This is a genomic window from Bhargavaea sp. GQ12, from assembly GCF_059758705.1.
This window is the reverse complement of record NZ_JCAXEU010000013.1, coordinates 1-25,970: the sequence shown is the minus strand read 5'-3', so window position 1 is coordinate 25,970 and position 25,970 is coordinate 1. Positions and strand designations below refer to the sequence as shown.

Here is a 25,970-nt window from a genome sequence, read left to right as displayed (position 1 = left end):
CTATCGCATGAGTGCGGGGAACATCACTTTGCCGTTCATGACATCGTAAATCCCTTTTTGGGTGATGCGCACATATGGAAGATGAGTCGCCTGGAGGAACAGGAGCGTGTAGACGGCATCACCGTGCTTATAGCCGCGCACTTTCAGTTCCTCTTTCATCTTTTTCTCTTCGCTGATCAGCTGTTCCATCGGTGCATTGGATAAAATACCGCCAAGCGGGAGAGGCAGCTCCGCGACGACTTTGCCGTTTTCCGTAAGCGCCATCCCGCCGCCGATCTCCTTCAGGCGGTCGAAGGCCAGCTTCATATCGGCCATGTTCTTGCCGATCATGATGATGTCGCCCGTGTTCGAATAGGAGGAAGCGAAGCCCAGGACATTGTCCGCAAAGCCTTTGATGAGTGTGTTCACCCGCCAGTTCCCCTCACGGTCAATCAGGATGAGGAAACTCTGGTCCTGACCGGAAGGCAGTTTCTGATCGGATGGATCAACATCCACGCTGTACGGCTTCGTGATGACATCGTTCACCATCTCGACCCCGAACGGGAATGAGAATTGGAAGTCGTTTTCATCCAGCTCGTACGGCGGGTTGTAAGGCTCAATCCACGACCAGTCGATTTCCGGGAATTCATAGGCGTCTTCTCCGTCCCGTTTAAGCCAGACACCTTTGGACAGGACATCTGTCGGAACCGGATTGTCCGGGCTCTCGAGGAAATTAAGATCGGCATAGCGGCCCGTCGCAATCAGGCCGTGAAGGTTTTCCATGTCGTAGTAGCGCGCGATATTGTAGGTCGCCATCGCGTATGCGTCTTCCGTTTTCACGCCGGCATCCAGCGCGGCACGGATGCACTTATCCATCACACCATCTTCATGGAAAGAAGGCGTCGAGCCGTCTGTCGTCATCATGAGGTGATCGAAGATGTCGAGGTCCTTCTCGAGGATCCCTTTCAGCATCTCCGGAAGGTCAGGACGGATCGAAGAATAGCGGAGTGTTACTGCGTATCCCTGGAGGATGCGCCTTTCCACTTCTTCTGCCGTCATCGCTTCATGGTCGCCATTCGCCCCGAGCAGGCGAAGCCGAGCGAGCGTACGCTCGGAAGCACCCGGAAGATGAGCCTCGATTTTCATACCGGCCTGCTTGGCGTTCTGGATCCAGTAAAGCATCTGATCATCACCCGCAAGAAGCTTCGGCCACGCGGTAAGTTCGCCGCCCATAATGACGTCCGGACGCGCAATCCATTCGCCGACCGACTGCGTTGTGTACAGTTCCTCTTCGCGGTCCATCTGCGTCTGCGAGTCGAACCGGGACCACCAGTAAAATGAAAACGGCAATTCCTTTAACTGATCGAGAATTGCAAACGCTTTCCAATTCTCCATCGTCAAAAACAGCACGCTGTTGTCTGAGATGAAGGTCGTCGTTCCCCGACGGGATGCATAATCCGCGAAAGAGAGGGGATTATATAGTTGGTATGGATGCACATGCGGCTCGATATAGCCCGGCACGATCACTTTGCCGGAGGCATCGACAACTTCTGTGCCTTCCGTGTTTTTCGGCATGTCCGTGCCCGCATATACGATCCGGTCACCGGAGATCCAAATATTTCCCGAGATCCATTTTTTCAGGATTCCGTGCAGGTATGTAGCATTCGTAATGAGGAGATCCGGCGCACGTCTGCCGTCGATGACTGCAGTGTGGTTACGGAGCTCTCTGATTTTCCATGGTGCGTGAGCCATCGTCGCTGCCCCCTGACTTATCTATCTGTTACTTCATCTTATCACAGTGTGAAAGTGAAAAAAAGACACGCGGCCGAAACCGTGTGTTCGGAAGGAGAATTCCATATGAAACCAACTGACCAAACGATCAACGTCGGAACGAAAAGCGCCTATCTCCGCATCAGCTCCGGCCTGGCAATGCTTGCATGGGGAACTTCCCGCATGGTCCGGGACCCGCAGAGCATGGCCGGCCCGATTCTTGTTCTGTCCGGCGCCTGCAAGACGGCCGAAGGCATCGCCCGCTACTGCCCGATGAAGGAAATGATGAATGGCGGCATGGATGCCATGCTGAAGCCGGAAGTAAGCGGCGGCATGCTGCCAGCATCTGCATCGGAAGGCGGGCACGGCTCCGGGAATTCCGGCGATGAAGGAGAGAAAATCCAGGCGTTCTCGTACGGCGGCTTTGACGGAGCCGGATCGGAAAAGAACATCCCGTCCGGCAAGGATGAATCCGCTTACAAAAATAGCGGTGAATCCGGTCAGACTCAGAAAAAAGATCCGATGCAATCCATCTGACTCCCGGGATCCGTCCTCTTTTCCCCTGCTCCCCCGTTAGACCTATTCTATCGTATTTTTCTGAATGTTGTAAGTGGAGAAATTAATAATTCCACATAAATACAAAAGCCGCCCCAACACGGGACGGCTTCTTTGTTATTGCATCGCGCGTCTGCCGATGTCGGAGCGGTAGAAGAATCCGTTCCATTCAATCGAGTCGAGCGCGGCATATGCTTTTTTGCTTGCTTCCCGGAGCGTTTCGCCTTCCGCGGAAACGAGGATCACACGGCCGCCGTTTCCTGCGAAGCGGTCACCTTTCGCTTTAGTGCCCGCATGGAAGACATCGAGTCCTTCCCCATCGATCTGCTCGAGATCCGGCAGCATATTCCCCTTTTGGACATCTCCGGGATATCCGTCCGCTGCAATGACGACACCAAGTCGGGCGCCTTCTTCCCACACGGGTTCTGCAGGATTGCCATCAAGCAGACCGACCAGGAATTCCGCCAGATCGGATTTCAGCTGCGGCAGGACGACCTGGGTTTCGGGGTCGCCGAACCGGGCATTGAATTCGATCGTCTTCGGGCCGTCTTCGGTCAGGATCAGGCCGGCATACAAAATTCCGGTGAACGGTGTGCCTTCCGAATCCATCGCACGGACAGTCGCTGCGACGATCTGTTCATGTGCGAGCCGGATCGCTTCTTCCGGCAGATGAGGAACCGGGGAATACGCACCCATTCCGCCCGTGTTCGGGCCTTCATCGTTGTCGAACGCGCGTTTATGATCCTGTGAGATCGGCATCGGGAAGATTTTGCCGCCGTGAACAAAGGACATGTAGCTGAACTCTTCCCCGTCGAGAAATTCCTCGATGACGACACGGGCGGACGAATCGCCGAACTTCCTTGCGCCGATCATATCGTCAACCGCCTCAAGCGCTTCATCAATAGTCATCGCTACGACGACACCTTTGCCTGCGGCAAGTCCGTCCGCCTTGATGACGATCGGTGCGCCCTGTTCGCGGATGTAAGCCTTGGCCTCTTCCGCATCGGTGAAGGTCTCGTACTTGGCGGTCGGGATGTTGTATTTCTTCATGAGTTCCTTGGCGAACGCCTTCGAACCCTCCAGCTGGGCGGCCGCTTTGTCCGGTCCGAAGACGCGGAGACCTGCCTGACGGAAATGGTCAACGATGCCGCCGGCAAGCGGCTGTTCCGGTCCGACGAAAGTAAGAGCGATGTCCTTTGCTTTAGCGAACTCGGCAAGTTTTTCGAATTCCATGACGCCAAGGGGGACGACCTCAGCGTTATCCCGCATGCCGTCATTGCCCGGTGCGACATAGACTTTGCCGACTGAAGGGGATTTAGCGAACTGGCGGACAAGCGCGTGCTCGCGGCCGCCACTTCCGATGACGAGTACATCCATTTGGGTTCACTCCTTATGAAAACAACCTGCACATCCGGCAGGTTGTTTTCTTGATGGTGGTGTTTGCTTCATATTCGGCAGCAATCAGTGCTTGAAGTGGCGGATGCCGGTGAACACCATCGCGATGCCGTATTCGTCGGCCTTCTTGATGGAGTCTTCGTCCTTCTTGGAACCGCCCGGCTGGATGATCGCCGTAATGCCGGCTTTGGCAGCCGCTTCGACAGTATCGTCCATCGGGAAGAAGGCATCCGATGCGAGGCCTGCGCCTTTTGCGCGGTCGCCTGCCTGCTCAAGTGCGATCTTCGCCGCACCGACACGGTTCATCTGGCCTGCACCGACGCCGAGTGTGCGGTTGGCGTCCGATACGACGATGGCGTTTGACTTCACGTGCTTGACGACTTTCCAGCCAAGTTTCAGCGCTTCCCATTCTTCTTCCGTCGGTTCGCGCTTCGTCGCAACTTTAATCTCCGCATCATCCAGAGAAGCGATGTCCGGGTTCTGCCTGAGGAGGCCGCCCTCGACTGAGACAGTTGCATACTCGTCGCGTTTGCCATCCGCCCCGTCCAGTTTCAGGAGGCGGATATTTTTCTTTTGTGTAAGGATCTCGAACGCTTCGTCCGTGTAGCCCGGCGCGATGATGATCTCAAGGAAGATGCCGGCCAGCTGCTCGGCCGTTGCCGCATCGACTTCGCGGTTAAGGGCGATGATTCCGCCGAAGATCGAGACAGGGTCAGCATCGTATGCTGCCTTGAACGCATCGGAGAGCGTTGCCGCCGTTCCGACTCCGCAAGGGTTCATGTGCTTGACCGCTACGGCTGCCGGGTCGCTGAATTCACGGACGATGCCAATTGCGGCATTGGCGTCCTGGATGTTGTTGTAGGAAAGTTCCTTGCCGTGAAGCTGTTCTGCGCGGGCGATCGAGAACTCCCCGCCGAGCGGTCGGCTGTAGAAGGCTGCCTTCTGGTGCGGGTTCTCACCATAGCGGAGCGGTTGCTTGAGCTCGTACGTCGTTGTGACGCTTTCCGGGAATTCCTCTCCTGCGAGATCAGTGAGGTAGCCGGAAATGAGTGCATCATAAGCTGCCGTGTGCCGGAACACTTTTGCCGCAAGGCGGCGGCGGGTTTCAAGTGTGGTCGCGCCGTCATTCTTCAGCTCTTCGAGAACAGCCGGATAATCCGCCGAGTCGACGAGCACTGTGAGATACGCATGGTTCTTCGCAGATGCGCGCAGCATCGTCGGGCCGCCGATATCGATGTTTTCGATGGCGTCTTCGACTGTCACGTCCGGTTTTGAAATCGTCGACTTGAACGGATACAGATTCACGCAGACGATGTCGATCGGAAGGATGCCGTGCTCCTCCAGCTCGGCCTGGTGGGCCGGGTCATCATGCTTGGCGAGCAGGCCGCCATGGATATACGGATGGAGCGTCTTGACGCGTCCCCCGAGGATTTCCGGAAAGCCGGTCACGTCACCGACCGCGGTGACGGCAACGCCATTTTCCTTCAGATGATTCATCGTCCCGCCGGTCGACAGGATCTCATAGCCGAGGCCTTCAAGTTCCTTTGCGAACTCGAGGACGCCGGATTTGTCCGATACGCTGAGCAGTGCTCGTTTTTTCACGGTTGGAGCCTCCTTATGTAAATCAGAACGCCGGCTGTTTGGGTGCCGGCGGCTGTTGTAAAGTCGTTTGATTCAGAAGCGGAGCGGTTCGTCACTTTCGGATGGCGGTTCGTCACTTTCAGGGCTGCATTCGTCACGTTCACAGGGCGATTCGTCACTTTCAGACGCTAATTCGTCACTTTCGCCCGTGACACGCTCCCTTATTCCGTGACCGCGCTCTCCGCCAACACTTTCCGCAGGGCTTCCTTATAAAGGTCGTGTTCCACCGCATGGATCGCCGCTTCGGTCTTTTCGCGGTCTCCCGCGACGACCGGTACTTCGCGCTGAAGAATCGCCGGGCCGGTGTCCATGCCCTCGTCAACATAATGGACTGTAACTCCGGTTACTTCCACGCCGGCGTCCATCGCCTGGCCGATCGCGTCCTTGCCCGGGAATGCCGGGAGGAGCGACGGGTGGATGTTCACGATGCGGTTTGGATAGGCATCAAGCAGCGTCGGGCCGATCAGGCGCATGTAGCCGGCCAAGGCGATCCAGTCCACACCCTCTTCACGTAGCCTGCCGAGGACGGTTCGCTCATAATCCGCTTTGTCCTTGTAGGCTTTCGGATTAAAGGCGACGGACGGAATGCGGAAACGTTCCGCCCGTTCCATCACTTTCGCCAGCGGCTTGTCGGTGACGAGAAGCACGACTTCCGCTTCCAGTTCACCGGCTGTAGCCGCCTGGGCGATCGCTTCAAAGTTCGAGCCGCTTCCGGACGCGAAGACGGCGATGCGAGGTTTCCGGCTCATGCCTTCGGACCTCCCGCAAGCGTGCCGTCATGTTCGCCGTTGAACCGGACGCCTTCGCCCGCCACGACACGACCGATGACAGACGCTTTCTCACCGTGAGCTTCCGCAATCCGAATGGCTTCCGCCGCTTCCGATTCTGGCAGTGCGACGATAAATCCGACGCCCATGTTGAAGACGGAGTACAGATCGCGGTCGGCAAGCTGTCCCTTTTCCTTCAGCATGCGGAACACCGGGAGCACTTCCCAGGAGCCGAGATCGATCTCCGCGGCAAGGCCTTCCGGCAGCATGCGCGGAACGTTCTCGTAGAAACCGCCGCCCGTCACATGCGCCATGCCGTGCACGTCCAGGCTGCGGGCCATCTCCAGCACCGGCTTTGCATAGATCTTTGTCGGTGTGAGCAGCGCTTCGGCCGAGTTACCGAGTTCCTCATAGCCCGAAACCGGCTCGTCCGCCTTGACGCCCAACTGTTCAAAGACGATTTTACGCACGAGCGAGTAGCCGTTGGAGTGGACGCCGCTGGATGCGATGCCGACGAGGACGTCGCCTTCGGCAACCTTTTCACCGGTCACAATATCCTTCTTCTCGGCCGCTCCGACCGCAAATCCCGCGAGGTCGTATTCATCTTCTGCATAGAGGCCCGGCATCTCAGCCGTCTCGCCGCCGATCAGCGCCGATCCGGCCTGGACGCAGCCGTCCGCGACACCCTTGACGATGGCCTCGACCCGTGCCGGAACGGCCTTGCCGAGTGCAACATAATCGAGGAAATAAAGCGGCTCCGCGCCCTGCGCGACAATATCGTTCACGCACATGGCGACGCAGTCGACGCCGATCGTGTCGTGCTTGTCCGCCATGAAGGCGACTTTCAGCTTCGTGCCGACTCCGTCCGTCCCTGAGACGAGGACCGGTTCGCTGTAGCCGAGCTCGGACAGGTCGAACATCCCGCCAAATCCGCCGAACGCGCCCATAACACCCTTTCGCTCTGTACGGGCGACATGGGATTTCATCCGCTCGACCGATTCATATCCGGCTTCGATGTTCACGCCGGCCTGTTCATATGCTTTTGACATGCAAGTGGCCTCCTATTATACGAGTTCCTTTTCGTGCGGCAGTTTGGTATCGCCGAAGATGTCCGTCGGGTATTGGCCGGTGAAGCAGCCGAGGCAGTGGCCCCGGTTCGGATCTTCATCGTTCCGGCCGACCGCCTCTACCAACCCTTCCGTCGACAGGAACTGGAGCGAATCCGCCCCGATCAGTTCACAAATCTCCTCCGTAGTGCGCCCTGTTGCGATCAGCTCGGAATCAGTGCTGATGTCGACGCCGTAGAAGCACGGGGCGATCAGCGGCGGAGCGCTAATGACAACGTGGATTTCCTTCGCTCCTGCATCACGCAACATTTTGACGATTTTCTTCGAGGTGGTGCCGCGGACGATCGAGTCGTCGACCATGACGACCCGCTTGCCCTCGACAACCTGGCGGACCGGGGACAGCTTCATCTTGACGCCGCGCTCCCGGAGTTCCTGGGACGGCTGGATGAATGTCCGGCCGACATAACGGTTCTTGATCAGGCCCATTTCGTACGGGATGCCGCTTTCCTCCGCAAATCCGATCGCAGCGGAAATGCTGGAATCCGGCACGCCCGTGACGACGTCCGCCTCGATCTTGACTTCCTGGGCCAGCCGCTTGCCGAGGCGCTTCCTGGCCATATGGATATTGATGCCGTCGATGTCGGAATCGGGACGGGAGAAATAGATGTATTCCATCGAGCAGATTGCCCGCTGTGCCTTCGGGGCAAACCGGTCGCTCCGGATGCCGCTGTCATCGATGATGACAAGCTCACCCGGCTCGACCGAGCGCACTGTCTCCGCGCCGATCAGGTCGAACGCGGACGTCTCGGATGCGACGACCCACGTTTCCCCGCCGATGCAGCCGAGGGACAGCGGGCGCATGCCGTTCGGGTCCTGTGCCACGTAGAGGGCATCCTCGGTCAGCAGGACGAAAGCGAAAGCGCCCTGAAGCTGTGCAAGTGCTTTTTTAAGGCGTTCGTTCTGAGGATAGCTGATGTTCTTTTTGATGAGGTGGGCAAGCACTTCCGTATCGGATGTCGACTGGAAGATGCTCCCCTGACGCTCCAGGTGACGCTTCAGCTCGGAAGCATTCGTGACGTTGCCGTTGTGGGCAATCGCCAGGCTGCCCGTCGTCGAGCGGAACACAAGGGGCTGGACATTTTCGATGCCGCGGCCGCCGTCCGTCGTGTAGCGGACGTGCCCGATTGCCGCATGGCCCGGCAGCTTGTTGAGCCGGTCGCCATGGAACACGTCGTTGACGAGACCTTCACCTTTTTCGACAAGCAGATGGTCGTCATGCACCGTGCAGATGCCCGCCGCTTCCTGCCCGCGATGCTGCAGGGCATGGAGGCCGTAATACGCCATCTGGGCAGCATTGTCATGCCCCCAGATGCCGAAGACACCACATTCTTCGTTTAGTCCGCTGAGTTCACCAAGCATGGGATAGCCCCTTTCCAGGCAGATTCCAAGGCTGTAACGTCTTCTTCGATGTATGAACTGCCGTCCTTCCCGCGAATCACGAGACGTGGGCTTTCTGTGATGGTGCCGATCTTCACGGCATCGCCTGCGAGAGCTTCAAAGCGCGTTGCATTTTCCGGCTTGACCGTAACGAGGAATCGGGACTGGGTTTCACTGAAAAGTGCCGAGACCGCCGATCCTTCAAGGGAAACATCTGCGCCGAACTTCGTACCGAACAGCTTCTCGGAAAGGGCGACCGCAACACCGCCTTCCGCGACATCGTGCGCGGAGCTAACGACGCCTTCGCGGATCGCTGCGAGGAGCGATTCCTGACGGGCTGCTTCCACATCAAGGTCGATGGCAGGCGCCTTGCCCGAGATCTTGCCGGCGTTCTGCATCTTCTGAAGCTCGGAGCCGCCGAATTCGGTCTTTGTCTCGCCGATCAGATAAACGAGGTCCCCTGCCGCTTTTGCCGTCTGAGTCGTGGCATGCTTCAGGTTTTCCACGAGGCCGACCATGCCGATTGTCGGTGTCGGATAGACCGGCTTGCCGCCGCGCTCGTTGTAGAGCGAGACGTTTCCGCTGATGACCGGTGCATCAAGTGCGAGACATGCAGCGCTGATACCGTCCGCGGACTTTTCCAGCTGCCAGAAGATTTCCGGATTGTCCGGGCTGCCGAAGTTCAGGCAGTCCGTGATGGCGAGCGGCTTGCCGCCAGAGCAGACGATGTTCCGCGCCGCTTCCGCGACAGCGATCTTCCCTCCTGTTTCCGGATCAAGGTAGATGTAGCGGGAGTTGCAGTCAGCAGTAATGGCGAGGCCCTTCTCCGTACCGCGGACACGCACGACGGCTGCGTCCGAACCCGGGGCAACGACTGTGTTGGTACGGGCCTGGTGGTCGAACTGGCTGTACACCCATTCCTTGGACGCAATCGTCGGCTGTTTCAGAAGGGAGACGAGTGTTTCCGTATAGTTGTCCACTTCCGGCTCCTGCTGCTCCATCTCCTGGAACTCACGGAAGTATTCCGGCTCGCGCGACGGCTTGTTGTAGACCGGCGCATCCTCCGCCAATGCATCAGCAGAGACTTCCGCGACGACTTCGCCCTTGTGGAACAGGCGCAGCATCTTGTCGTCCGTGACATGGCCGATCGAGACCGCTTCAAGATCATATTTGGCGAACAGGTCGATGACTTCCTGCTCACGGCCTTTCTGTACAACGATCAGCATGCGCTCCTGGGATTCAGAAAGCATCATTTCGTAGGCAGTCATGTCTTCATCGCGCTGAGGAACGAGGTCAAGGTTCATCTCAATCCCGAAGCCCGCTTTCGAAGCCATTTCGGCGGAAGAAGAAGTCAGTCCCGCCGCACCCATGTCCTGGATGCCGATGAGCGCGTCGGATTTGACGAGTTCAAGGCATGCATCCATGAGGAGCTTTTCCGTGAACGGATCGCCCGCCTGGACCGGCGCGCGTTCCTTGCCCGGGTCATCCGAAATTTCTTCCGATGAAGAGGTCGCGCCGTGGATGCCGTCGCGTCCTGTCTTAGCACCGACATACATGACGGTGTTGCCCACGCCGGCAGCCAAGCCGCGCTGGATGTCCTCGTGGTTAAGGAGGCCGATCGCCATCGCATTGACGAGCGGTTTGCCTGCGTACGATGGGTCAAACTGGATTTCACCTGCGACCGTCGGGATGCCGATCGTGTTGCCGTAGCCGGCGATTCCCGCGACGGCTTCTTCGAACAGCCAGCGGTCGCGATCGTTGTCAAGCTCGCCGAAGCGGAGGGAGTTTACCGCAGCGATCGGCTGGGCGCCCATTGAAAAGACGTCACGGAGAACGCCGCCTACACCTGTCGCCGCGCCTTCGTACGGCTCGATCGCCGACGGGCTGTTGTGCGACTCCATCTTGAAGACGACGGCCTGGTTATCGCCGATATCGACGATGCCGGCGCCTTCTCCCGGTCCCATGAGAACCTGAGGGCCTTCGGTCGGGAACTTGCGGAGGACGGGCTTGGAGCTCTTGTACGAGCAGTGCTCCGACCACATGCTGGAGAACAGGCCGGTTTCCGTGTAGTTCGGCAGGCGTCCGAGAAGTTTTACCGCCATTTCGAATTCTTCCGTCGTCATGCCCATCTGTGCATAGATCTTTTCATCGCGGATCTGTTCCGCCGTCGGCTCAAGCTTGGTTGGCATGGGATTCCCTCCACTCTTTCACGATCGATTTGAATACGTTCAGTCCGTCTTTGGAGCCCAGGATAGACTCTGCAGCCCGCTCAGGATGGGGCATCATGCCGAGGACATTGCCCTTTTCGCTGATGAGTCCCGCGATATCGCCGACGGACCCGTTCGGGTTTCCGTCAGAGTATACGAAGACGATCTGGTTGTTTTCTTTGAGTTTGCCGTAGGCCTCTTCGTCACAGTAGAAGTTGCCTTCACCGTGGGCGATCGGGATTTCGATTTCCTCGCCCTCGGTGTATTCGCTCGTGAACATCGTGCGGTTGTTCACGACTTGGACCTTGACGGTGCGGCAGATGAACTTCTGGTCACGGTTCTTGAGGAAAGCGCCCGGCAGCAGGCCCGCTTCCGTCAGGACCTGGAAGCCGTTGCCCACGCCAAGGACGGGCTTTCCGTCTTTAGCCGCGCCGATGATGCCTTCCATGACAGGTGCTGTGCGTGCAAGTGCTCCCGCACGAACTGCGTCGCCGTAGGAAGCGCCGCCCGGCAGAAGGATCGCATCATAGGCGGACAGATCGGTTTCCTGGTGATGGACATATTCCGCTTGCTCGCCGAGGACATCGGTTACGGCATGGTACAGGTCGAGGTCACAGCTGGCTCCCGGAAACTGGATGACGGCGAATTTCATGCCTCTTCAACCTCCAGCACTTCGTATCGGTAATCTTCAACGTTCGCGTTTACGAATAGCTTTTCACACATTTCTCTCACGGCCGTGTCGAGATCTTGCCCCGTGTCTTCGATCGTCAGTTCGATGTACTTGCCGATGCGGACGTCTTTAACGTTGTCATGGCCTGTTGCGTGGAGGACGTTGATGGCTGCAGTCCCCTGCGGGTCGATTACACTTTCACGGAGCGTCACGTACACATTTGCTTTTTTCATTTTGGTTGGCCTCCCAATTGGTGAGTGTGTGGTGGTTTAGATGAAGTGCGGAGATACTCCGCTCCGGGCTCTTCGCTTTCCGCGGGCGGGCGCCAAGCCTCCTCGGCGTTCCGCCTGCGGGGTCTCGGCTGTCCCGCTTTTCCCGCAGGAGTCTTCGAGCCCTGCGCTGCGTTTAATCAATTTCATGAAAATTTATTGCCCTCCGGATTACTCTCTGTCAGTCGTTCAGTCCGCAGCGTTCGAAGATGTCGTCGATGCGCTGTAGGTGGTGGTTGTAGTCGAAGGCGTCGTCGAGCTCTTCTTTGGACAGCTTTTCGGAGATGATCGGGTCGGATTCGACGAGGCCGCGGAACGGGACCTGTTCTTCCCAGGCCTGCATCGCGAGCGGCTGTACGGTGTCGTAGGCCGCTTCGCGCGCCATGCCTTTGTCGATGAGCGACAGGAGGACGCGCTGGGAGTAGATGAGTCCGAGCGTGCGGTCCATGTTGCGCTTCATGTTTTCCGGGAAGACGGTAAGGTTTTTCACGATGTTGCCGAAGCGGTTCAGCATGTAGTTCAGCGTGATGGTTGCATCCGGAATGATGACGCGTTCCGCGCTGGAGTGCGAGATGTCGCGCTCATGCCAGAGTGCTACGTTCTCAAAAGCGGTGACCATGTAGCCGCGCATCAGGCGGGACAGCCCGGTCATGTTTTCTGAGCCGATCGGGTTGCGCTTGTGCGGCATCGCGGACGAACCTTTCTGGCCCTTCGCGAAGAACTCTTCGACTTCGCGCGTCTCCGACTTCTGGAGCCCGCGGATCTCGACTGCGAACTTCTCGATCGATGTTGCGATCAGCGCAAGTGTCGAGATGTACTGTGCGTGGCGGTCGCGCTGAAGGGTCTGCGTGGAGACCGGCGCAGCTGCGAGACCGAGGTGCTCACACACGTATTCCTCGACGAATGGCGGGATGTTGGCGAATGTGCCGACCGCGCCGGACATTTTGCCCGTCTCGATCACAGATGCTGCCGCTTCAAAGCGCTCGAGGTTTCGTTTCATTTCCTCGTACCAGAGAGCCATCTTCAGGCCGAATGTTGTCGGCTCCGCGTGCACGCCGTGCGTGCGGCCCATCATGACGGTGAACTTATGCTCTTTCGCCTTGGCAGCGAGGATATCGATGAAGTTGTGAAGGTCTTTCCGGATGATCTCGTTCGCCTGCTTGATGCGGTACGAAAGCGCTGTGTCGACGACGTCGGTCGAAGTCAGGCCGTAGTGGACCCATTTGCGCTCTTCTCCGAGCGTTTCGGATACCGCGCGGGTGAATGCGACCACGTCGTGGCGGGTTTCATTCTCGATCTCTTCAATGCGCGCCACGTCAAACGACGCATTCTCGCGAAGTTTTTTCACATCTTCTTTCGGAATGTCGCCGAGCTCAGCCCATGCCTCGCAGGCGAGGATTTCGACTTCCAGCCACGCATTGTATTTGTTTTGTTCTGTCCAGACATTGCCCATCTCGGGGCGTGTATAGCGTTCAATCATTCAGGTTTTGCCTCCATTAGTTCCAGATTCCGCTTTCGTCAATCCGGCGAAGTGTTTCTTCATTATCATCTGAAAGGATGGTCACATGACCCATCTTGCGGTTGTGCTTGGCCTCGGCCTTGCCGTATAGATGAATCGACCAGTCCGGCTGTTGCGGGATCGCATCGAGGACCGGTGCGACGTGCTGGCCGAGCAGGTTCACCATGACCGCCGGGCGGTGCAGCTCCGGGGTACGGAGCGGCCAGCCGCAGATGGCGCGGATGTGCTGGCCAAACTGCGAGACCGTGCACGCCTCGATCGAGTAGTGGCCCGAGTTATGCGGGCGGGGTGCAAGCTCATTGATAAGGATGCTGCCGTCTTCAAGGACGAACATCTCAACAGCCAGTGTCCCGATCAGGTCCAGATGATCCGCGATCTGTCCGGCTGCCGTGATGGCGGCTTCGGCCGTAGCATCCGCAATCCGTGCCGGGACGATCGTCTCGTGCAGGATGTGGTTCTTGTGGATATTCTCCTGTACCGGCAGGCAGCGGGACTCCCCGTTCGTTCCACGCTGGACGATGACGGAGATCTCCATCTGAAACGGAATGAACTTCTCGGCCACGCATGCGGAATGGACGAACAGTTCTTCCGCTTCGGCAAGTTCGGACGCCTCTTTCAGAATGACCTGTCCCTTGCCGTCGTAACCGCCCCGGGCGGTCTTCACGACGCACGGGAAGCCGATCTCCCCGATGCGTTCCTCCAGCTCCGCGAAAGTCTTTGCTTCCACATAAGGCGCGACCGGTGCCCCCGCTTCGCGGATCGCCGCTTTTTCCGCGATCCGGTCCTGGGTGATGCGGATGATTTCCGCACCCTGTGGCACGTATACCTTCTCGGTTAGGCGCTTGAGGCCTTCGTAGTCGATATTTTCAAATTCAAAGGTGATGACGTCGCTCACTTCCGCCAGGCGGTCGAGCGCTTCCTCGTCGTCATATGGTGCGACGATTTTCACGTCGGCCACCTGGCCCGTCGGAGAGTCTTCCGCCGGGTCGAGTACCGCGATTCGGAAGCCCGCCTCCTTGGCGGATAGGGCCATCATCCGGCCAAGCTGTCCGCCGCCGATGATACCGATCGTCTGTCCGGGAAGAATGGTCGTCATACGAGATCACCTGTGCTTTCCATGGATTGTTCTGCAAGCCGGCTGCGGCGCTCCTGGATGCGTCCGCGGAGCGCTTCGTCATGCACTGCGAGCATCTGTGCCGCAAACAGGCCGGCGTTCGTTGCGCCGGAATCGCCGATCGCCATCGTCGCGACCGGGACGCCGCCCGGCATCTGGACGATCGAAAGAAGCGAGTCCATGCCGCTCAGCGCCCGGGACTTGACCGGCACGCCGATGACCGGCACGAGCGTTTTCGCCGCGACCATTCCCGGCAGGTGGGCGGCGCCCCCAGCTCCCGCGATGATCACTTCAATGCCGCGCTCCTGTGCCTGTTCAGCATAGGAAAACATCTCATCCGGCGTACGGTGCGCGGAGACGACCTTCTTCTCGTATCCGACTTTCAGTTCATCGAGGATGGCACACGCCTTTTTCATCGTCTCCCAGTCGCTTTTGCTTCCCATGATGACGCCCACTTTCACGTCCATTGCAATCGCTCCTTCCGGCAGTTTGCCGCCAATAAATAAAAGCCCCGAATAGACTGCTTCCTATTTAATAGGAGGAAAGCAGTCGATCCGGGACCTGAACGTGTTCAGATAAGACGGTAGCGTCATGATCGTTTCCATGCATCGCACACCTTCCGTTCCGAGTCCTGAAATCCGCTTTCCCGCATAGTCCCGGCATTCCGGTGCCGGGGTAGAGACTCCGAGGCCGATTCCTCGGGATATATGGGGAATGTTCTTTACGTGTTTCATTTTAACAGCCGTTTTTCATGAAGTCAACGCAATAACCGAACAATAAAATTTAATTCCATAATAATCGTTCGTATTTATTCACCAACTTGCATGAAAGCGCTATCCATCTTATAGAATTTTTTTGGACACAAAAAAGGGGCTGTCCAATAAGTCATTAATACGATAAAAAAAGCAAACGGCACGGACTCCGGTCGCTTACCGCGGGCCGGCGTCCGTGCCGTTTGCTATATCATGTGCTGAATCCGACTTTTCGGACAGCCCTTCTGTTTATGATTCTTCCATTCGGACACCCTTGAAACGGATGCGCTGACGGACGGGGACGGGTTCCCCGTCCCGCTCCTCGAAGACCGGCTCTTCCTTGCGGCCGGCTGCCATATAGCCCTCTTTCTGCATGCGTTCCAGGCATTGCCCGATCGTCTCGCCTTCCTGCACTTCGTACCAGACGGTCTTTTTGCTCATTTGAACAACTTTCCTTTCCGGACCTGCTTCACCCAGAAGCCGCCGTGGATGTTGCGGGCTTCATATGTGATGATGAACGCTTTCGGGTCCAGTTCCTTGATCAGCATGTATAGCTTCAGCTCGTAGCGCTTTGGCGTCAGGATCTGCATCGCGTGGCGTGCTCCATCGCGCCCGTTCGCTTCCCAGTCGGTGATGCCATAGCCTTTCTCCCGGATTGCCCGGACCATCTTGCGCTCAATGTCTTCCGTGATGACATTGACCATGACATAGCCGAGTGCCAGTTTTTCTTCAATAATGGAACCGATGATGACGCCAAGCCCAAAGCCCAATGCATAGGCGATCAGGTTCTCTATTTCATTCAGGTTATCCAGAACCAGGCCGAGTCCGACCACATAAATGACCATCTCGATCACACTGAGCCCGGCAGCCGCATAGCGGTAACCCTTCATGGTCAGTATGAGCCGGATTGTATAAAACGTTACATAAACGACGTTGATCGCAAAGATGATCAGCACCATTGTCATATTGAATCATCCTTTCCCCTTCATGCAAATGCCCACTCATCTTATCGGAACTGTCCGGCAGGGACAAGGGCACAGATAAAAAAAACCGCTCCCCGCCGGCTGGCGAGTGAGCGGCTTATTCTTCATCTACCCTGCACAAAGACGAAATACGCAACAAAAATCAGGAACAGGCCGTACATGATCGGATGGATCTCCTTGCGGCGGCCCGCGAGGATCATCGTGATCGGGTAGAAGATGAACCCGACGGCAATCCCCGTTGCGATCGAATAGCCAAGCGGCATCATGATGACCGTGAGAAATGCCGGAACGGCGATTTCAAACCGGTTCCACTCGATATGGCCGAGTGCCGACACCATCAGCACACCGACGATGATGAGTGCAGGTGCGGTAACGGCCGATGTGATGACCGACAAAAGCGGATAGAACAGCAGCGAGACGAGGAACAGGACACCGGTGACAACGGCCGCGAACCCGGTTCGGGCACCGGCCGCAACGCCGGCGGTCGACTCGACATAGGAAGTGGTCGTCGATGTACCGAAGATCGCACCGGTAACCGTTGCAAGGGAGTCCGCGAGAAGCGCCTTGCCGGCACGCGGCAGCTTGTCGCCTTTCATAAGGCCGGCCTTTTGTGCGACGGCAATCAGTGTTCCCGCCGTATCGAAGAAGTCAACGAACAGGAACGTCAGGACAACGACGAGGAACTGGATCGTCATGAGCGAAGCCGGGTCATTCATGAGCGGCTGGAACGCGGCACCGAATGTCGGGCTCACGTCAGGAATGGCGCCGATGACGCCGTCAGGAAGCGGTACAACTTTGAAGATCATGCCGACAACCGCCGTGATCAGCATTCCGAAGAAGATCGCGCCCTTTACATTCAGCACCATGAGTCCGACTGTGAGAATCAGGCCGAAAATGGCAAGAAGCGTCGCAGGCTGGGACAAGTCACCGATACCGGTGAGTGTCGCATCATTGTTGGCGATGATGCCCGCGTTCTGGAAACCGAGAAAGGCGATAAATAGTCCGATCCCGGCCCCGACCGCAAACTTCAGCTGCGCCGGGATGGCATTGATGATCATCTCACGCAACCCTGTCAGTGACAGGATGATGAAGATAATACCGGAGAATAAAACACCGGTAAGCGCCGTCTGCCAGGGAATGCCGTACGTGAGGATGACGGTATAGGCGAAGAACGCGTTCAGGCCCATCCCCGGCGCCAGGCCGATCGGATATTTGGCGATGAGCCCCATAAAGAGGGAACCGACGGCCGCCGCGAGCGCGGTGGCGACAAACACCGCTCCCGCATCCATGCGCATGTCCGCGGGAAGGTCCGGAACGGACTCGAGTGACAGCGTGAGAGGGTTGACGACAAGGATGTATGCCATCGACAGGAACGTCGTCAGGCCCCCGATGATCTCACGGCGGTAGTTCGTGCCAAGCTCATCGAAATTGAAGAAGTTTTTCATGAGTGCCTCCATTTTTGTCCGCCCCACCGAAAACAGGAAAAGGCATGCAACAATTTGTCGCATGCCCTACCGGAAAGGAGGCGCGCTAAATGCAGGAAAGCAAATAAGCACGCCCCCGATCGTAGTCGAGCCATTTACGGCGGCTCGGTAGAAACTTCCGGACCCTATCTCCGGTATTATACGACGGGTAAAGTTATGTTTGATGATACGAAGAGTATAGCGGAATAATGAAAAGAAGACAATGGATAAAACGAACATTAAAGATATTTTTTTAACACATCGTTCGCCTTTCACCTTATCGATTCAACCTTACTTTAAAAAATAGCCCCCTCCTGCACTACCCAATATTCTCAATAGCTATGAATATAAAATATTGGTTTCAAGAGTAGAGAACGAAAGGTTTCTTGTTTTAGAACGAGTTTATGATATGCCACGTGATCCACTATTTCAACTATTTAAGGAACCAGATCACTTAAAGCGCTGGTGGAGTACGGATGGTTGGGAACTGCCCGTTTGCAACATGGACTTTCGCCCGGGAGGCGTATTGCACTATTGCGTGAAATGTGTTGATAAGAATCCAAGAAGAACATGGAATGGAATCTTGGAACAAAACCATTTATAAAGAAATTATCAAGCCAGAAATGATGGTTTATAACGAGCATTTTTCGGATGCAGAAGGCAATATCAATGAGTCCATACCTTCTCCGGAGGTCACGATGGAATTCACCGATTTAGGCAGTCAAACAAAAATTGGTCAGTCGTTCTAAATTCGATTCAGCGGATCTACTAACTCGTAGAATACTATTGATACATGATCAATTAACTCAGTTTACTTTCATCGCAGAGTGTTTCTAAATGATAACGGATTACTTCCTTCACCTTTTCTGGAGTGTAAACATCAGGTCTTAACAGAGCATGAATGGACAATCCATCAATTAATGCCGCTAGCCTACTTTTTTCTAATTTTACATTTGTTGAATCAGATAAAATCCCTTGTAGGACTAATATCTCGATCATTGAATTTGCTAATTCATACATACCGTTAGTCATTTCATCATTTTTTTCTTTTAATGTATCACTTGTAAGTGACTGAAGTGCAAGGATCAACCAAACGCTCGTTTCGATTTTCTTTTCTTCACCAATTGGTACAAGCTCCAATAAAACTTCTGCGACTGCCTGCAATGGATTGTCTGACCAATTTTTACTTTGAGAACGTTTTTTCCCTTCTTCCAGGTAATAATCCATGATAAATAATAACATTTCATCCTTAGTTGAAAAATAATGTCTTAACGCTCCAGCAGACATGCCTGCTTCAATAGCAACTCTTCTTATAGATGCCTTTTCGATTCCCTCTTTCTTAATAATATTCCAAGCGGCCTCAGCAATTGACTTCCTCTTTTTTTCATGATCAACAATCCTTGGCATAAAAAATCACTTCCTTTTATTAACACAGTGTGTTATTATAATTTAACACACTGTGTTATTTAGATTATAACATATAAAAAGGAGGGACTCTATATTTGATCGAAAGTATTGAAGCATTAATGCCATCTTCAACAATAGACACATCGATAGCTTTGCTAATTATTTCTATTTGCGCATTAATTGACATATTAAGTCCTGGTGTATTTGCTGTAACAGCCTATTTATTATTGACACAGCCTAATCAATTATCTTCTCGTTTGCTTGTTTTTTTGTTTATTACGCAGTTTGGCTACTTCATCATGGGCTTATTACTATACTTTGGTGGAGAATCACTATTGAAAGGAATCGGAAAATTATCTGAATTCGAATTTATCAATTGGTTTTATCTCCTTTCTGGAGCAGTTATGGCTCTAATTAGCTTCTGTAAACCAAATGATAATACAAAAAAACTTTTAATTTCATTTATACCCAAAAAAACAACGAGGAAAGGGATGATCATGTTAGGTATCATTGTTTTTCTAATTGAATTTGTAACTGCTTTGCCTTACATTTATTCAATTTTGTTAATGAATCACCTAACAATTGAGCCTTCCTCTTCTATCTCTATTATAATTGGCTACAATCTTGTAATGGTGCTTCCTTCTCTTCTTTTGTTAGGGGTTAATATTATGTTTAAAGAGAGACTGCAACAATTTCTAAATAAAATTAGATCAAAATTAAATGAAGCTCCGATTTCCTCACTCTTGGTAGCGATAGGAGCAGTAGGTGCGGTTTTTTTTAATATCGGTCTTAGAGGCATATTAAATTAAAAAATTTTTTAATGAGGTGTTCATCATGAAAGAAATTATCAGTGGACTTGGTCTGCTTTTCGTTATACAGGGAGTAGGCGGATTAATCAATCATTTGACTAATGGTGGGAAAAGTTGGTTTTTGGTAAATTATATTGATACGTTTCGGGGATTTGAAATTGTTATGGACATTATATTTATTGTAGTTGGCGGGATCATAAGTTTAGCCTCTTGGAAAATAGGCGGATCAACTAAAAGTAAAAAAAAATGAGCAAATAGGACGGATTATACATAGCCGTCCAGCTTTGCTCCGTTGAGATATATTTTTAAATAATAATAGGGGGAACATAAGAATTATTATGAATTCAAGCCATATAGGGAGCTCGTCTCTCCAAAAGGAAGGTCGGTTATACTTTATTGATAATCTAAGGGCAGCCCTTACAATGTTAGTAGTGCTACATCATTTAGTGTATTTTTCCATCTATAACGAAATATTATCACAAGAGTCTATTGGGGTTGTTATGGGCCTTCTATTCCTTGCTTTTAATCAGACTTTTTTCATGGGGACGTTTTTTCTTATTTCAGGATATTTTGTTCCTTCATCTTTTGAACGTAATGGAGCGACCCGATTTATCAAAGATAGATTCATCCGGTTCCTAGTTCCGTTTATCTTCTACGTTCTCATTCTTAGCCAAGTTCAATCAATTGAAGTCTATATGCTTAACCAGGAGCCATTTACATGGCAAACCTATTTTTCAAATTTAACCTATGGCCCGATGTGGTACGTCGAGCTACTTTTCGTATTCGTTTGTTTATACGCAGTCTGGGCGAAGTTTATGAGTAAAAATAAGCTATCAGTAGTTCGGCAGAGTACACCACCCACCTACAGGATGTTTACAGTCTTTGTAATGATATTAGCAGCAGGATACTTCACCATAAGACTGTGGGTTCCTGCTCTTGATTTACCCGGTGGATCTCCCAAGGTTCAATCATTTGTTGGACTTTTTACAGCAAGTGGCTATGATCTCCCGCAATATGTCGGGCTATTCATTTTGGGTATCATCGCTTACCAACGTAATTGGTTTCGAAATACTCCTGATTCTATGGGGAGGGCGGGTTTTGGAATTGCAATTGGAGCATCGATTCTTCTTCCCTTAGTCTTGTTATTTGGGGTAGACGGATTACAGTTTTCTGGTGGCTGGAACTGGACATCTTTGGTTTATTCTCTGTGGGAAGCTCTATTTTCTGTTGGCGTCATTCTCGGATTAATCATATTCTTTCGGAAAAGAGTTTTTCATCAAGGAAAAGGTTGGAGCTTCTTGTCAGCCCATTCTTTCGTGATTTACATCATTCATATACCGATTATCGCTATTGTTATTGCTGGATTGAAGGTCATCCACTTTCCACCATCCTTCATGTTTCTAGCTATGATTCTGATCACGATACCACTTTGCTTCTTGTTAAGTTATATAATTAAGCAGATTCCCTTTGCGTCAAAGATTCTTTAGGATGGTGAATATTAAAGAAGAAAAGAGGATACGACGATAACCATATCTGCCCTTATGCTTCTCAAAAATAGAACTAATGAGCCTTTTTCACTTTGAATTTTTATCTGAGTGCTCAAAAGTATTAATTTTATAATAATAAGTGTTACGTGGAATACCGGAAATTTTGAGTAATGTCTTCACAGGATAATCGCGATTTTGCTCTTATACTACTTTTACTTTTTTGTTTTGTCGTAATTTGTTTTCTTCTTGAACTAAGGCTTTCAACTTTTTGAAATAGAATTTTCCATTTAATAATATGTATAAATTTTTACTCCCACCTGGCTTATGTTCAGTTGGGCTTTTTTGTATTTAATGAATATTTTTTAAAATATTGCTCTTATTTTTGGCATTTCATAAAAAATCTTGTTGAAGGTTATGAAAGGGGAAATCATCACCCACCTTTGCAGTTGCGAAGGGAGAGGAAATGCATGATAGAACCAGATCGTACCGAGTGGCAAGTTCGCTGTGCATTTAATGCTTTTTGTAAACGTGTATTGAAGAATGAAGCAATCAATATTTTCAACGAAAGACAACAACGACAAGCAAAGGAGATGACATTTTCTGATCTCACACCACAAGTAGAAAATCAACTCTATACCTTAGATCAGCAATATGAAGGAGAAGAAGGACAAAGTTTTCAAGTGGCTGGAAAGAAAATCACTCCGAAATTACTCGCTGAAGCGTTGCGTACTTTGCCAATAGAAAAGCGTAAGACAGTCCTACTATACTATTTTTTTGATAAATCAGATGTAGAAATAGCCGAACTACTAGAGATTCCTCGTAGTACGGTTCAGTATAGACGGACAAGCTCTTTTAAAAGATTAAAGCGATTTTTGGAGGAACATGCAGATGACTGGGATGATTGATGCTAACACAAAAGACAACGAATGTGGCTTATTACCGTATCCAATTATTTTAGCTGCAAATAAGGGTGATCCAGAAGCGATGAATTACGTTATTTTGCATTACGGAAGCTATATGGCAAGTTTGTCTATGCGTAAACTTTATGATGAGCGTGGTAATACGTATTGGGGCATTGATGTAGACACACATGATCGTTTACGTTCGAAGCTTATGCAGGGCATTTTAGCTTTCAAGATTTGATTACATGGTTAAGTTTTCCCTTTCACATATATTGTTCTTTTACAAAGAAAGCACGGAAGATAACCCCGTGCAGTATAGACCAAAAATCAGATACGTTCTACTGATGATGAGCCACTTGATTCATACGCCATGACTTTCGATAGAAACGAGCGATTATCTATGAGTCTAATGCAATCGTGGTGGATTGCTGGCGATAACCCATCAGCTAGGATAATGATACTCCTCTACCGTCATGGTTCGAGCGTTCAAAGCGTCGCAGGCTATGAGTAGTGCTGGAAGAAATACTTGCAGGGGTGAAATTCCCGTGGAGCTGTACCAACAGCCGTCTGATTTTAATTGATTAATTAAAAGGGGGGGCTTTTTGAAACAGAACTTGATTACTTATGGTATGCAAATTACTATATTAAAACAACTGCTAACCCGTACATAATTACCGAGTAAGAATATTACATGGTTAAAAATAAATTAATGAAAGAATATGGCATCATTTCTGATATTACAGGCTGAATTGTGTTTCTATTGGCGATACATTTTGTATGGGAGTTATCATATTTCCAATCATTCGATTTTTTGTTGTTAGAAGATTTAAGGATGTTCAATTTGAACTTCAATAATATAATCGGTCTAGATTCCAGAGTAATGAGGATTTTTTTAACAAAGGAATACATGACAAAACACCTCTCGAACCGAACATTCGAGAGATGTTTCGCTCTTATTTGTTTACAATGCGATTGTACGTATTAACAGTTAATACGTAATAGACTGCATAGATGATAACAAAGAAGACTATAGCCATTAGAATAGGGAAGATAAGATTGATTCCAATTAGATTAGAAATAAAGTTGCTAGTAAAGTACAATGTCACACAACTGTGCAATATTCCTACGGTTAGTGGCAATCCGAACACAAATAATGACTGTCTTTTGATTGATTTACGTATATCCTTTTTATTGACACCGATTTTTCTAAGGATTTCATATTGTCCTTTCGCCTCATTCGCTTCTGTTAACTGTTTGAAATAAATGATACTTCCACTTGCCGCTAAAAATACAAGTCCCAAAAAACCAAAAATAAAGAGAGTAATTGCGTTTCCTTCTTTACCTTGCTTATACTCAGTATAAAATGATGAAGAAACTTGAAAATCGTTTCCAACCAGTTTATTTACTTTCCTTGAAGTGGCTTGTGCCGTTACTTCATTTTCCACTTCATACACTTTATAAGTTAATGGTGCCTCTTTTTTGGCTATCTTGGCAAACATTTCGTTACTGACTACGAGAAAGAAATCGGGATAATCGAAAGGTAGCACATTACTTTCAACCATATGGACAAATGGCAGTTCGCTGCTTCCTTGAGGCAATTGAATCGTTATATTTTCTCCTTTAAAAACCGACTTCGTATATTCAGTAAACCTTGGCTGGATTACTGCTGCTTGATTTCCTGATAGTGAGACTGTTTCATCCTTATTTAAAGCATTAGCTACTTTATTAAATGTACTTTCTGAGATTAATTTCACAGGATTTATGTCATAATCCAGTTGAAATGAGAGTATTCCTTTTACCTGAATGACGGGTATGTCTAGTTTGGCTTTTATTGGATGTCGATGATCTGCTTTTATTATGCTCTCCACCTGCGAATCAAATTCTGGACCTTTTGACAAATGCGAATAGCTGAACGGAACAACTTCCTTAGCTCTTTTTTCGTTGCTGTAATACCCACTGTAAGTTGCACCTAAGAAACAGATCGTGGCAGCACTCAACAATGCAATGACTGTAAAGGTACGTGCATTCCCCCTAATACGAAACAGTAAACGAGATGTTTCAATTATTCTAGTTCCTCTGTAATAACGCGACTTATTTTTTTGTGATAATCTTAATAAATAGACCGTTACAGATCGAAAAAATAAATGGGTGCCAATGACGAGAGCAACAAAAGCAATCCCATAATTTTTTATTAAATATTCCGTAGTAAATTCGTCAGGAAATGGTTTTAATATCAGCCAGTAACTAACGACAAGCAATATAACTCCGATAACAGCCGAAATAAGTGAAACCTTTGGAATTTGTTCTCCTTTTTTCTCATCATAGAATAATTCGATTAATGTAAAACGATAAATCAAACGGTAACCTTGAACGGAAGTGAATAAAATAATGACCATAAAGACTATGACTGTTTGGGTAATCGCTAAAATGGAAATACCGACGTCCACCTCGGCAATTGAACCCATAAGTTTTATTAAAATCATTGCAAATAATTTGGAAAGTAAGGTTCCAAGAATAATTCCAATAACTATTGCAATGATTCCCATAATCAAATTTTCATAAAACAACATTTTTGCAATGGTTTTCTTGCGTAAACCAAGTATGGCGTACAATCCGACTTCTTTCTTCCTTTTTCTTGTGAAGAATGAATTGGAGTACAAAATAAAGATTGCTACGAATAAAATTAAGATAATTGATGATACCCCAAACATGAAACTCATTGTATCCGACAATTCAATGCTTTCCTGAATTTTTTCGCTATATTGCAAGGAAGTGAACGTATAATAAATAACCATGCTGAAGACGAGTGTAACAAAATAGACAAAATAATTATTGAAATTACCTTTAATATTTTTCCTTGCTAAACTAAATAACGTCATTTGCTCCACCCCCCAGTGCGGATAGAACATCCAACACCTTGTTGAAAAATTCTTTGCGGGATCTTTTCCCTTTTACAAGTTCTGTGAAGATTTTACCGTCTTTAATAAATAGGACGCGATTACAATAACTTGCCGCATAAGCATCATGGGTAACCATTAAAATTGTTGCCTTGTCTTGTTCATTAAGATCCTTTAAACTTTCTAATAAGTCTGTTGCTGATTTCGAATCCAACGCACCTGTTGGTTCATCTGCCAATATTATGTTTGGCTTTGAAATAATCGCGCGTGATGCTGCCGTACGTTGCTTTTGTCCCCCAGAAATTTGGTACGGGTACTTATTTAAAATGTCGCGAATGCCAAACTTATCTGCCACTTCATCTGCTCTTCGTTCCAATTCCTCAACGTTCAATTTTGCCAAGGCTAACGGCAAGATAATATTTTCTTTCACAGTTAGAGTATCTAATAAATTATAGTCTTGGAAAAGGAAACCAAGTTTGTCACGGCGAAAGGCAGATAATTGCTCTTCATTCATCTTTGTCAAATTGATTCCATCAACCACGATGTCACCAGCAGTCGGCTCGTCAATTGTTGCCAATATATTTAGTAAAGTTGATTTACCAGAACCCGAGGGACCCATGATACCGACGAATTCACCTTCCATGACGGTTAAGTCTATATCCTCCAAAGCTGAAAATACATTTCCCTTTGCACCATAGACTTTTTTTATTTGTTTTGCTTCGACAATAGTTTTCATATTTAAAACCTCCATTCAGAATAGTTTTGTTTTATGTTTTTATTTTACAATAGTTGCCCTTTATATAAACTTACAGCTTGATCTCGTAACCTTACATTTTCGTCACATTGATAAAAAATATATTAAACACGATGTTTTCTTTGT

General features: G+C 50.6%; 25 protein-coding genes, 1 pseudogene and 2 riboswitches. Of the genes and pseudogenes, 7 read left to right on the top strand and 19 right to left on the bottom strand.

Going from position 1 to position 25,970, the window contains the following annotated elements; translation table 11 throughout:
* Complete coding sequence (locus AC6CHQ_RS11845; protein ID WP_092055002.1) at nucleotides 1-1,731, bottom strand: adenine deaminase C-terminal domain-containing protein; 1,731 nt, start codon at nucleotides 1,729-1,731, stop codon at nucleotides 1-3.
* A gap of 105 nt (nucleotides 1,732-1,836) precedes the next feature.
* Between AC6CHQ_RS11845 and AC6CHQ_RS11840 the strand changes: the two genes are divergently transcribed.
* Entirely contained in the window at nucleotides 1,837-2,286 is a 450-nt protein-coding gene (locus AC6CHQ_RS11840; RefSeq protein ID WP_424237767.1) for a YgaP family membrane protein, read from the top strand.
* Nucleotides 2,287-2,421: 135 nt separating this feature from the next.
* On the opposite strand, the gene purD is transcribed toward AC6CHQ_RS11840, so the two are convergent.
* From purD to AC6CHQ_RS11765, 15 genes are all read right to left on the bottom strand, one after another.
* Complete coding sequence (purD, locus tag AC6CHQ_RS11835; RefSeq protein ID WP_498081606.1) at nucleotides 2,422-3,681, bottom strand: phosphoribosylamine--glycine ligase; 1,260 nt, start codon at nucleotides 3,679-3,681, stop codon at nucleotides 2,422-2,424.
* 84 nt (nucleotides 3,682-3,765) lie between these two features.
* Nucleotides 3,766-5,301 (bottom strand): bifunctional phosphoribosylaminoimidazolecarboxamide formyltransferase/IMP cyclohydrolase, encoded by a 1,536-nt coding sequence (gene purH / locus AC6CHQ_RS11830; protein WP_251239680.1) that lies wholly within the window; start codon nucleotides 5,299-5,301, stop codon nucleotides 3,766-3,768.
* Entirely contained in the window at nucleotides 5,298-5,444 is a 147-nt protein-coding gene (locus AC6CHQ_RS11825; RefSeq protein ID WP_251239681.1) for a hypothetical protein, read from the bottom strand. Before AC6CHQ_RS11825 ends, purH begins: the two co-directional genes overlap by 4 nt.
* A 57-nt stretch (nucleotides 5,445-5,501) precedes the next feature.
* A complete protein-coding gene (gene purN / locus AC6CHQ_RS11820) occupies nucleotides 5,502-6,089 on the bottom strand; it encodes a phosphoribosylglycinamide formyltransferase (RefSeq protein WP_498081605.1) in 588 nt (195 codons plus the stop codon).
* Complete coding sequence (purM, locus tag AC6CHQ_RS11815; RefSeq protein WP_498081604.1) at nucleotides 6,086-7,156, bottom strand: phosphoribosylformylglycinamidine cyclo-ligase; 1,071 nt, start codon at nucleotides 7,154-7,156, stop codon at nucleotides 6,086-6,088. Before purM ends, purN begins: the two co-directional genes overlap by 4 nt.
* Before the next feature lie 15 nt (nucleotides 7,157-7,171).
* The gene (gene purF, locus AC6CHQ_RS11810) at nucleotides 7,172-8,593 is read right to left on the bottom strand and encodes an amidophosphoribosyltransferase (protein WP_251239683.1); all 1,422 of its coding nucleotides are present in this window, start codon (nucleotides 8,591-8,593) and stop codon (nucleotides 7,172-7,174) included.
* Nucleotides 8,569-10,800: a phosphoribosylformylglycinamidine synthase subunit PurL gene (gene purL / locus AC6CHQ_RS11805; protein WP_251239684.1), complete on the bottom strand. Its 2,232-nt coding sequence runs from the start codon at nucleotides 10,798-10,800 to the stop codon at nucleotides 8,569-8,571. Before purL ends, purF begins: the two co-directional genes overlap by 25 nt.
* Nucleotides 10,784-11,470: a phosphoribosylformylglycinamidine synthase subunit PurQ gene (purQ, locus tag AC6CHQ_RS11800; RefSeq protein ID WP_251239685.1), complete on the bottom strand. Its 687-nt coding sequence runs from the start codon at nucleotides 11,468-11,470 to the stop codon at nucleotides 10,784-10,786. The genes purL and purQ overlap by 17 nt, the downstream gene beginning before the upstream one ends.
* Nucleotides 11,467-11,721 (bottom strand): phosphoribosylformylglycinamidine synthase subunit PurS, encoded by a 255-nt coding sequence (gene purS, locus AC6CHQ_RS11795; protein ID WP_092055022.1) that lies wholly within the window; start codon nucleotides 11,719-11,721, stop codon nucleotides 11,467-11,469. The genes purQ and purS overlap by 4 nt, the downstream gene beginning before the upstream one ends.
* Before the next feature lie 217 nt (nucleotides 11,722-11,938).
* Complete coding sequence (gene purB / locus AC6CHQ_RS11790; protein ID WP_498081603.1) at nucleotides 11,939-13,237, bottom strand: adenylosuccinate lyase; 1,299 nt, start codon at nucleotides 13,235-13,237, stop codon at nucleotides 11,939-11,941.
* A 16-nt stretch (nucleotides 13,238-13,253) separates the two neighbouring features.
* Nucleotides 13,254-14,372, bottom strand: a complete 1,119-nt coding sequence (gene purK, locus AC6CHQ_RS11785) for a 5-(carboxyamino)imidazole ribonucleotide synthase (RefSeq protein ID WP_498081602.1) — start codon at nucleotides 14,370-14,372, stop codon at nucleotides 13,254-13,256.
* Nucleotides 14,369-14,857, bottom strand: coding sequence for a 5-(carboxyamino)imidazole ribonucleotide mutase (gene purE, locus AC6CHQ_RS11780; protein ID WP_251239688.1), 489 nt, complete (start codon nucleotides 14,855-14,857; stop codon nucleotides 14,369-14,371). The genes purK and purE overlap by 4 nt, the downstream gene beginning before the upstream one ends.
* Nucleotides 14,858-15,021: 164 nt before the next feature.
* Nucleotides 15,022-15,121: riboswitch (purine riboswitch) on the bottom strand.
* A gap of 270 nt (nucleotides 15,122-15,391) precedes the next feature.
* Complete coding sequence (locus tag AC6CHQ_RS11775) at nucleotides 15,392-15,583, bottom strand: NETI motif-containing protein (RefSeq protein ID WP_251239689.1); 192 nt, start codon at nucleotides 15,581-15,583, stop codon at nucleotides 15,392-15,394.
* A complete protein-coding gene (locus tag AC6CHQ_RS11770) occupies nucleotides 15,580-16,107 on the bottom strand; it encodes a DUF2179 domain-containing protein (protein ID WP_157293513.1) in 528 nt (175 codons plus the stop codon). Before AC6CHQ_RS11770 ends, AC6CHQ_RS11775 begins: the two co-directional genes overlap by 4 nt.
* 122 nt (nucleotides 16,108-16,229) lie before the next feature.
* On the bottom strand, nucleotides 16,230-17,570 hold the full coding sequence (locus AC6CHQ_RS11765) for an NCS2 family permease (protein WP_251239690.1): 1,341 nt from the start codon (nucleotides 17,568-17,570) through the stop codon (nucleotides 16,230-16,232).
* A gap of 102 nt (nucleotides 17,571-17,672) precedes the next feature.
* Nucleotides 17,673-17,774, bottom strand: a riboswitch (purine riboswitch).
* Nucleotides 17,775-17,940: 166 nt separating this feature from the next.
* Here AC6CHQ_RS11765 and AC6CHQ_RS11760 point away from each other — a divergent pair.
* A pseudogene (locus tag AC6CHQ_RS11760) lies at nucleotides 17,941-18,359 on the top strand (SRPBCC domain-containing protein); the annotation flags it as partial.
* A gap of 30 nt (nucleotides 18,360-18,389) precedes the next feature.
* On the opposite strand, the gene AC6CHQ_RS11755 reads toward AC6CHQ_RS11760, so the two are convergent.
* Entirely contained in the window at nucleotides 18,390-18,995 is a 606-nt protein-coding gene (locus tag AC6CHQ_RS11755; RefSeq protein WP_251239691.1) for a TetR/AcrR family transcriptional regulator, read from the bottom strand.
* Between the two features lie 95 nt (nucleotides 18,996-19,090).
* Between AC6CHQ_RS11755 and AC6CHQ_RS11750 the strand changes: the two genes are divergently transcribed.
* The 5 genes from AC6CHQ_RS11750 to AC6CHQ_RS11730 all read left to right on the top strand — a co-directional run bounded on the left by AC6CHQ_RS11750 (nucleotide 19,091) and on the right by AC6CHQ_RS11730 (nucleotide 22,434).
* Nucleotides 19,091-19,804, top strand: a complete 714-nt coding sequence (locus AC6CHQ_RS11750) for a GAP family protein (protein ID WP_251239692.1) — start codon at nucleotides 19,091-19,093, stop codon at nucleotides 19,802-19,804.
* Between the two features lie 25 nt (nucleotides 19,805-19,829).
* Nucleotides 19,830-20,054: a hypothetical protein gene (locus AC6CHQ_RS11745; RefSeq protein ID WP_251239693.1), complete on the top strand. Its 225-nt coding sequence runs from the start codon at nucleotides 19,830-19,832 to the stop codon at nucleotides 20,052-20,054.
* 88 nt (nucleotides 20,055-20,142) lie between these two features.
* Nucleotides 20,143-21,291 (top strand): acyltransferase family protein, encoded by a 1,149-nt coding sequence (locus AC6CHQ_RS11740; RefSeq protein ID WP_498081601.1) that lies wholly within the window; start codon nucleotides 20,143-20,145, stop codon nucleotides 21,289-21,291.
* Between the two features lie 467 nt (nucleotides 21,292-21,758).
* On the top strand, nucleotides 21,759-22,196 hold the full coding sequence (locus AC6CHQ_RS11735; RefSeq protein WP_088053195.1) for an RNA polymerase sigma factor: 438 nt from the start codon (nucleotides 21,759-21,761) through the stop codon (nucleotides 22,194-22,196).
* On the top strand, nucleotides 22,180-22,434 hold the full coding sequence (locus tag AC6CHQ_RS11730) for a helix-turn-helix domain-containing protein (protein WP_017795849.1): 255 nt from the start codon (nucleotides 22,180-22,182) through the stop codon (nucleotides 22,432-22,434). The genes AC6CHQ_RS11735 and AC6CHQ_RS11730 overlap by 17 nt, the downstream gene beginning before the upstream one ends.
* 712 nt (nucleotides 22,435-23,146) lie before the next feature.
* On the opposite strand, the gene AC6CHQ_RS11725 is transcribed toward AC6CHQ_RS11730, so the two are convergent.
* Both AC6CHQ_RS11725 and AC6CHQ_RS11720 read right to left on the bottom strand, forming a co-directional pair.
* A complete protein-coding gene (locus AC6CHQ_RS11725; protein ID WP_095312439.1) occupies nucleotides 23,147-25,072 on the bottom strand; it encodes an ABC transporter permease in 1,926 nt (641 codons plus the stop codon).
* Nucleotides 25,059-25,826 (bottom strand): ABC transporter ATP-binding protein, encoded by a 768-nt coding sequence (locus AC6CHQ_RS11720; RefSeq protein WP_498081600.1) that lies wholly within the window; start codon nucleotides 25,824-25,826, stop codon nucleotides 25,059-25,061. The genes AC6CHQ_RS11725 and AC6CHQ_RS11720 overlap by 14 nt, the downstream gene beginning before the upstream one ends.
* Nucleotides 25,827-25,970: the final 144 nt, after the last annotated feature.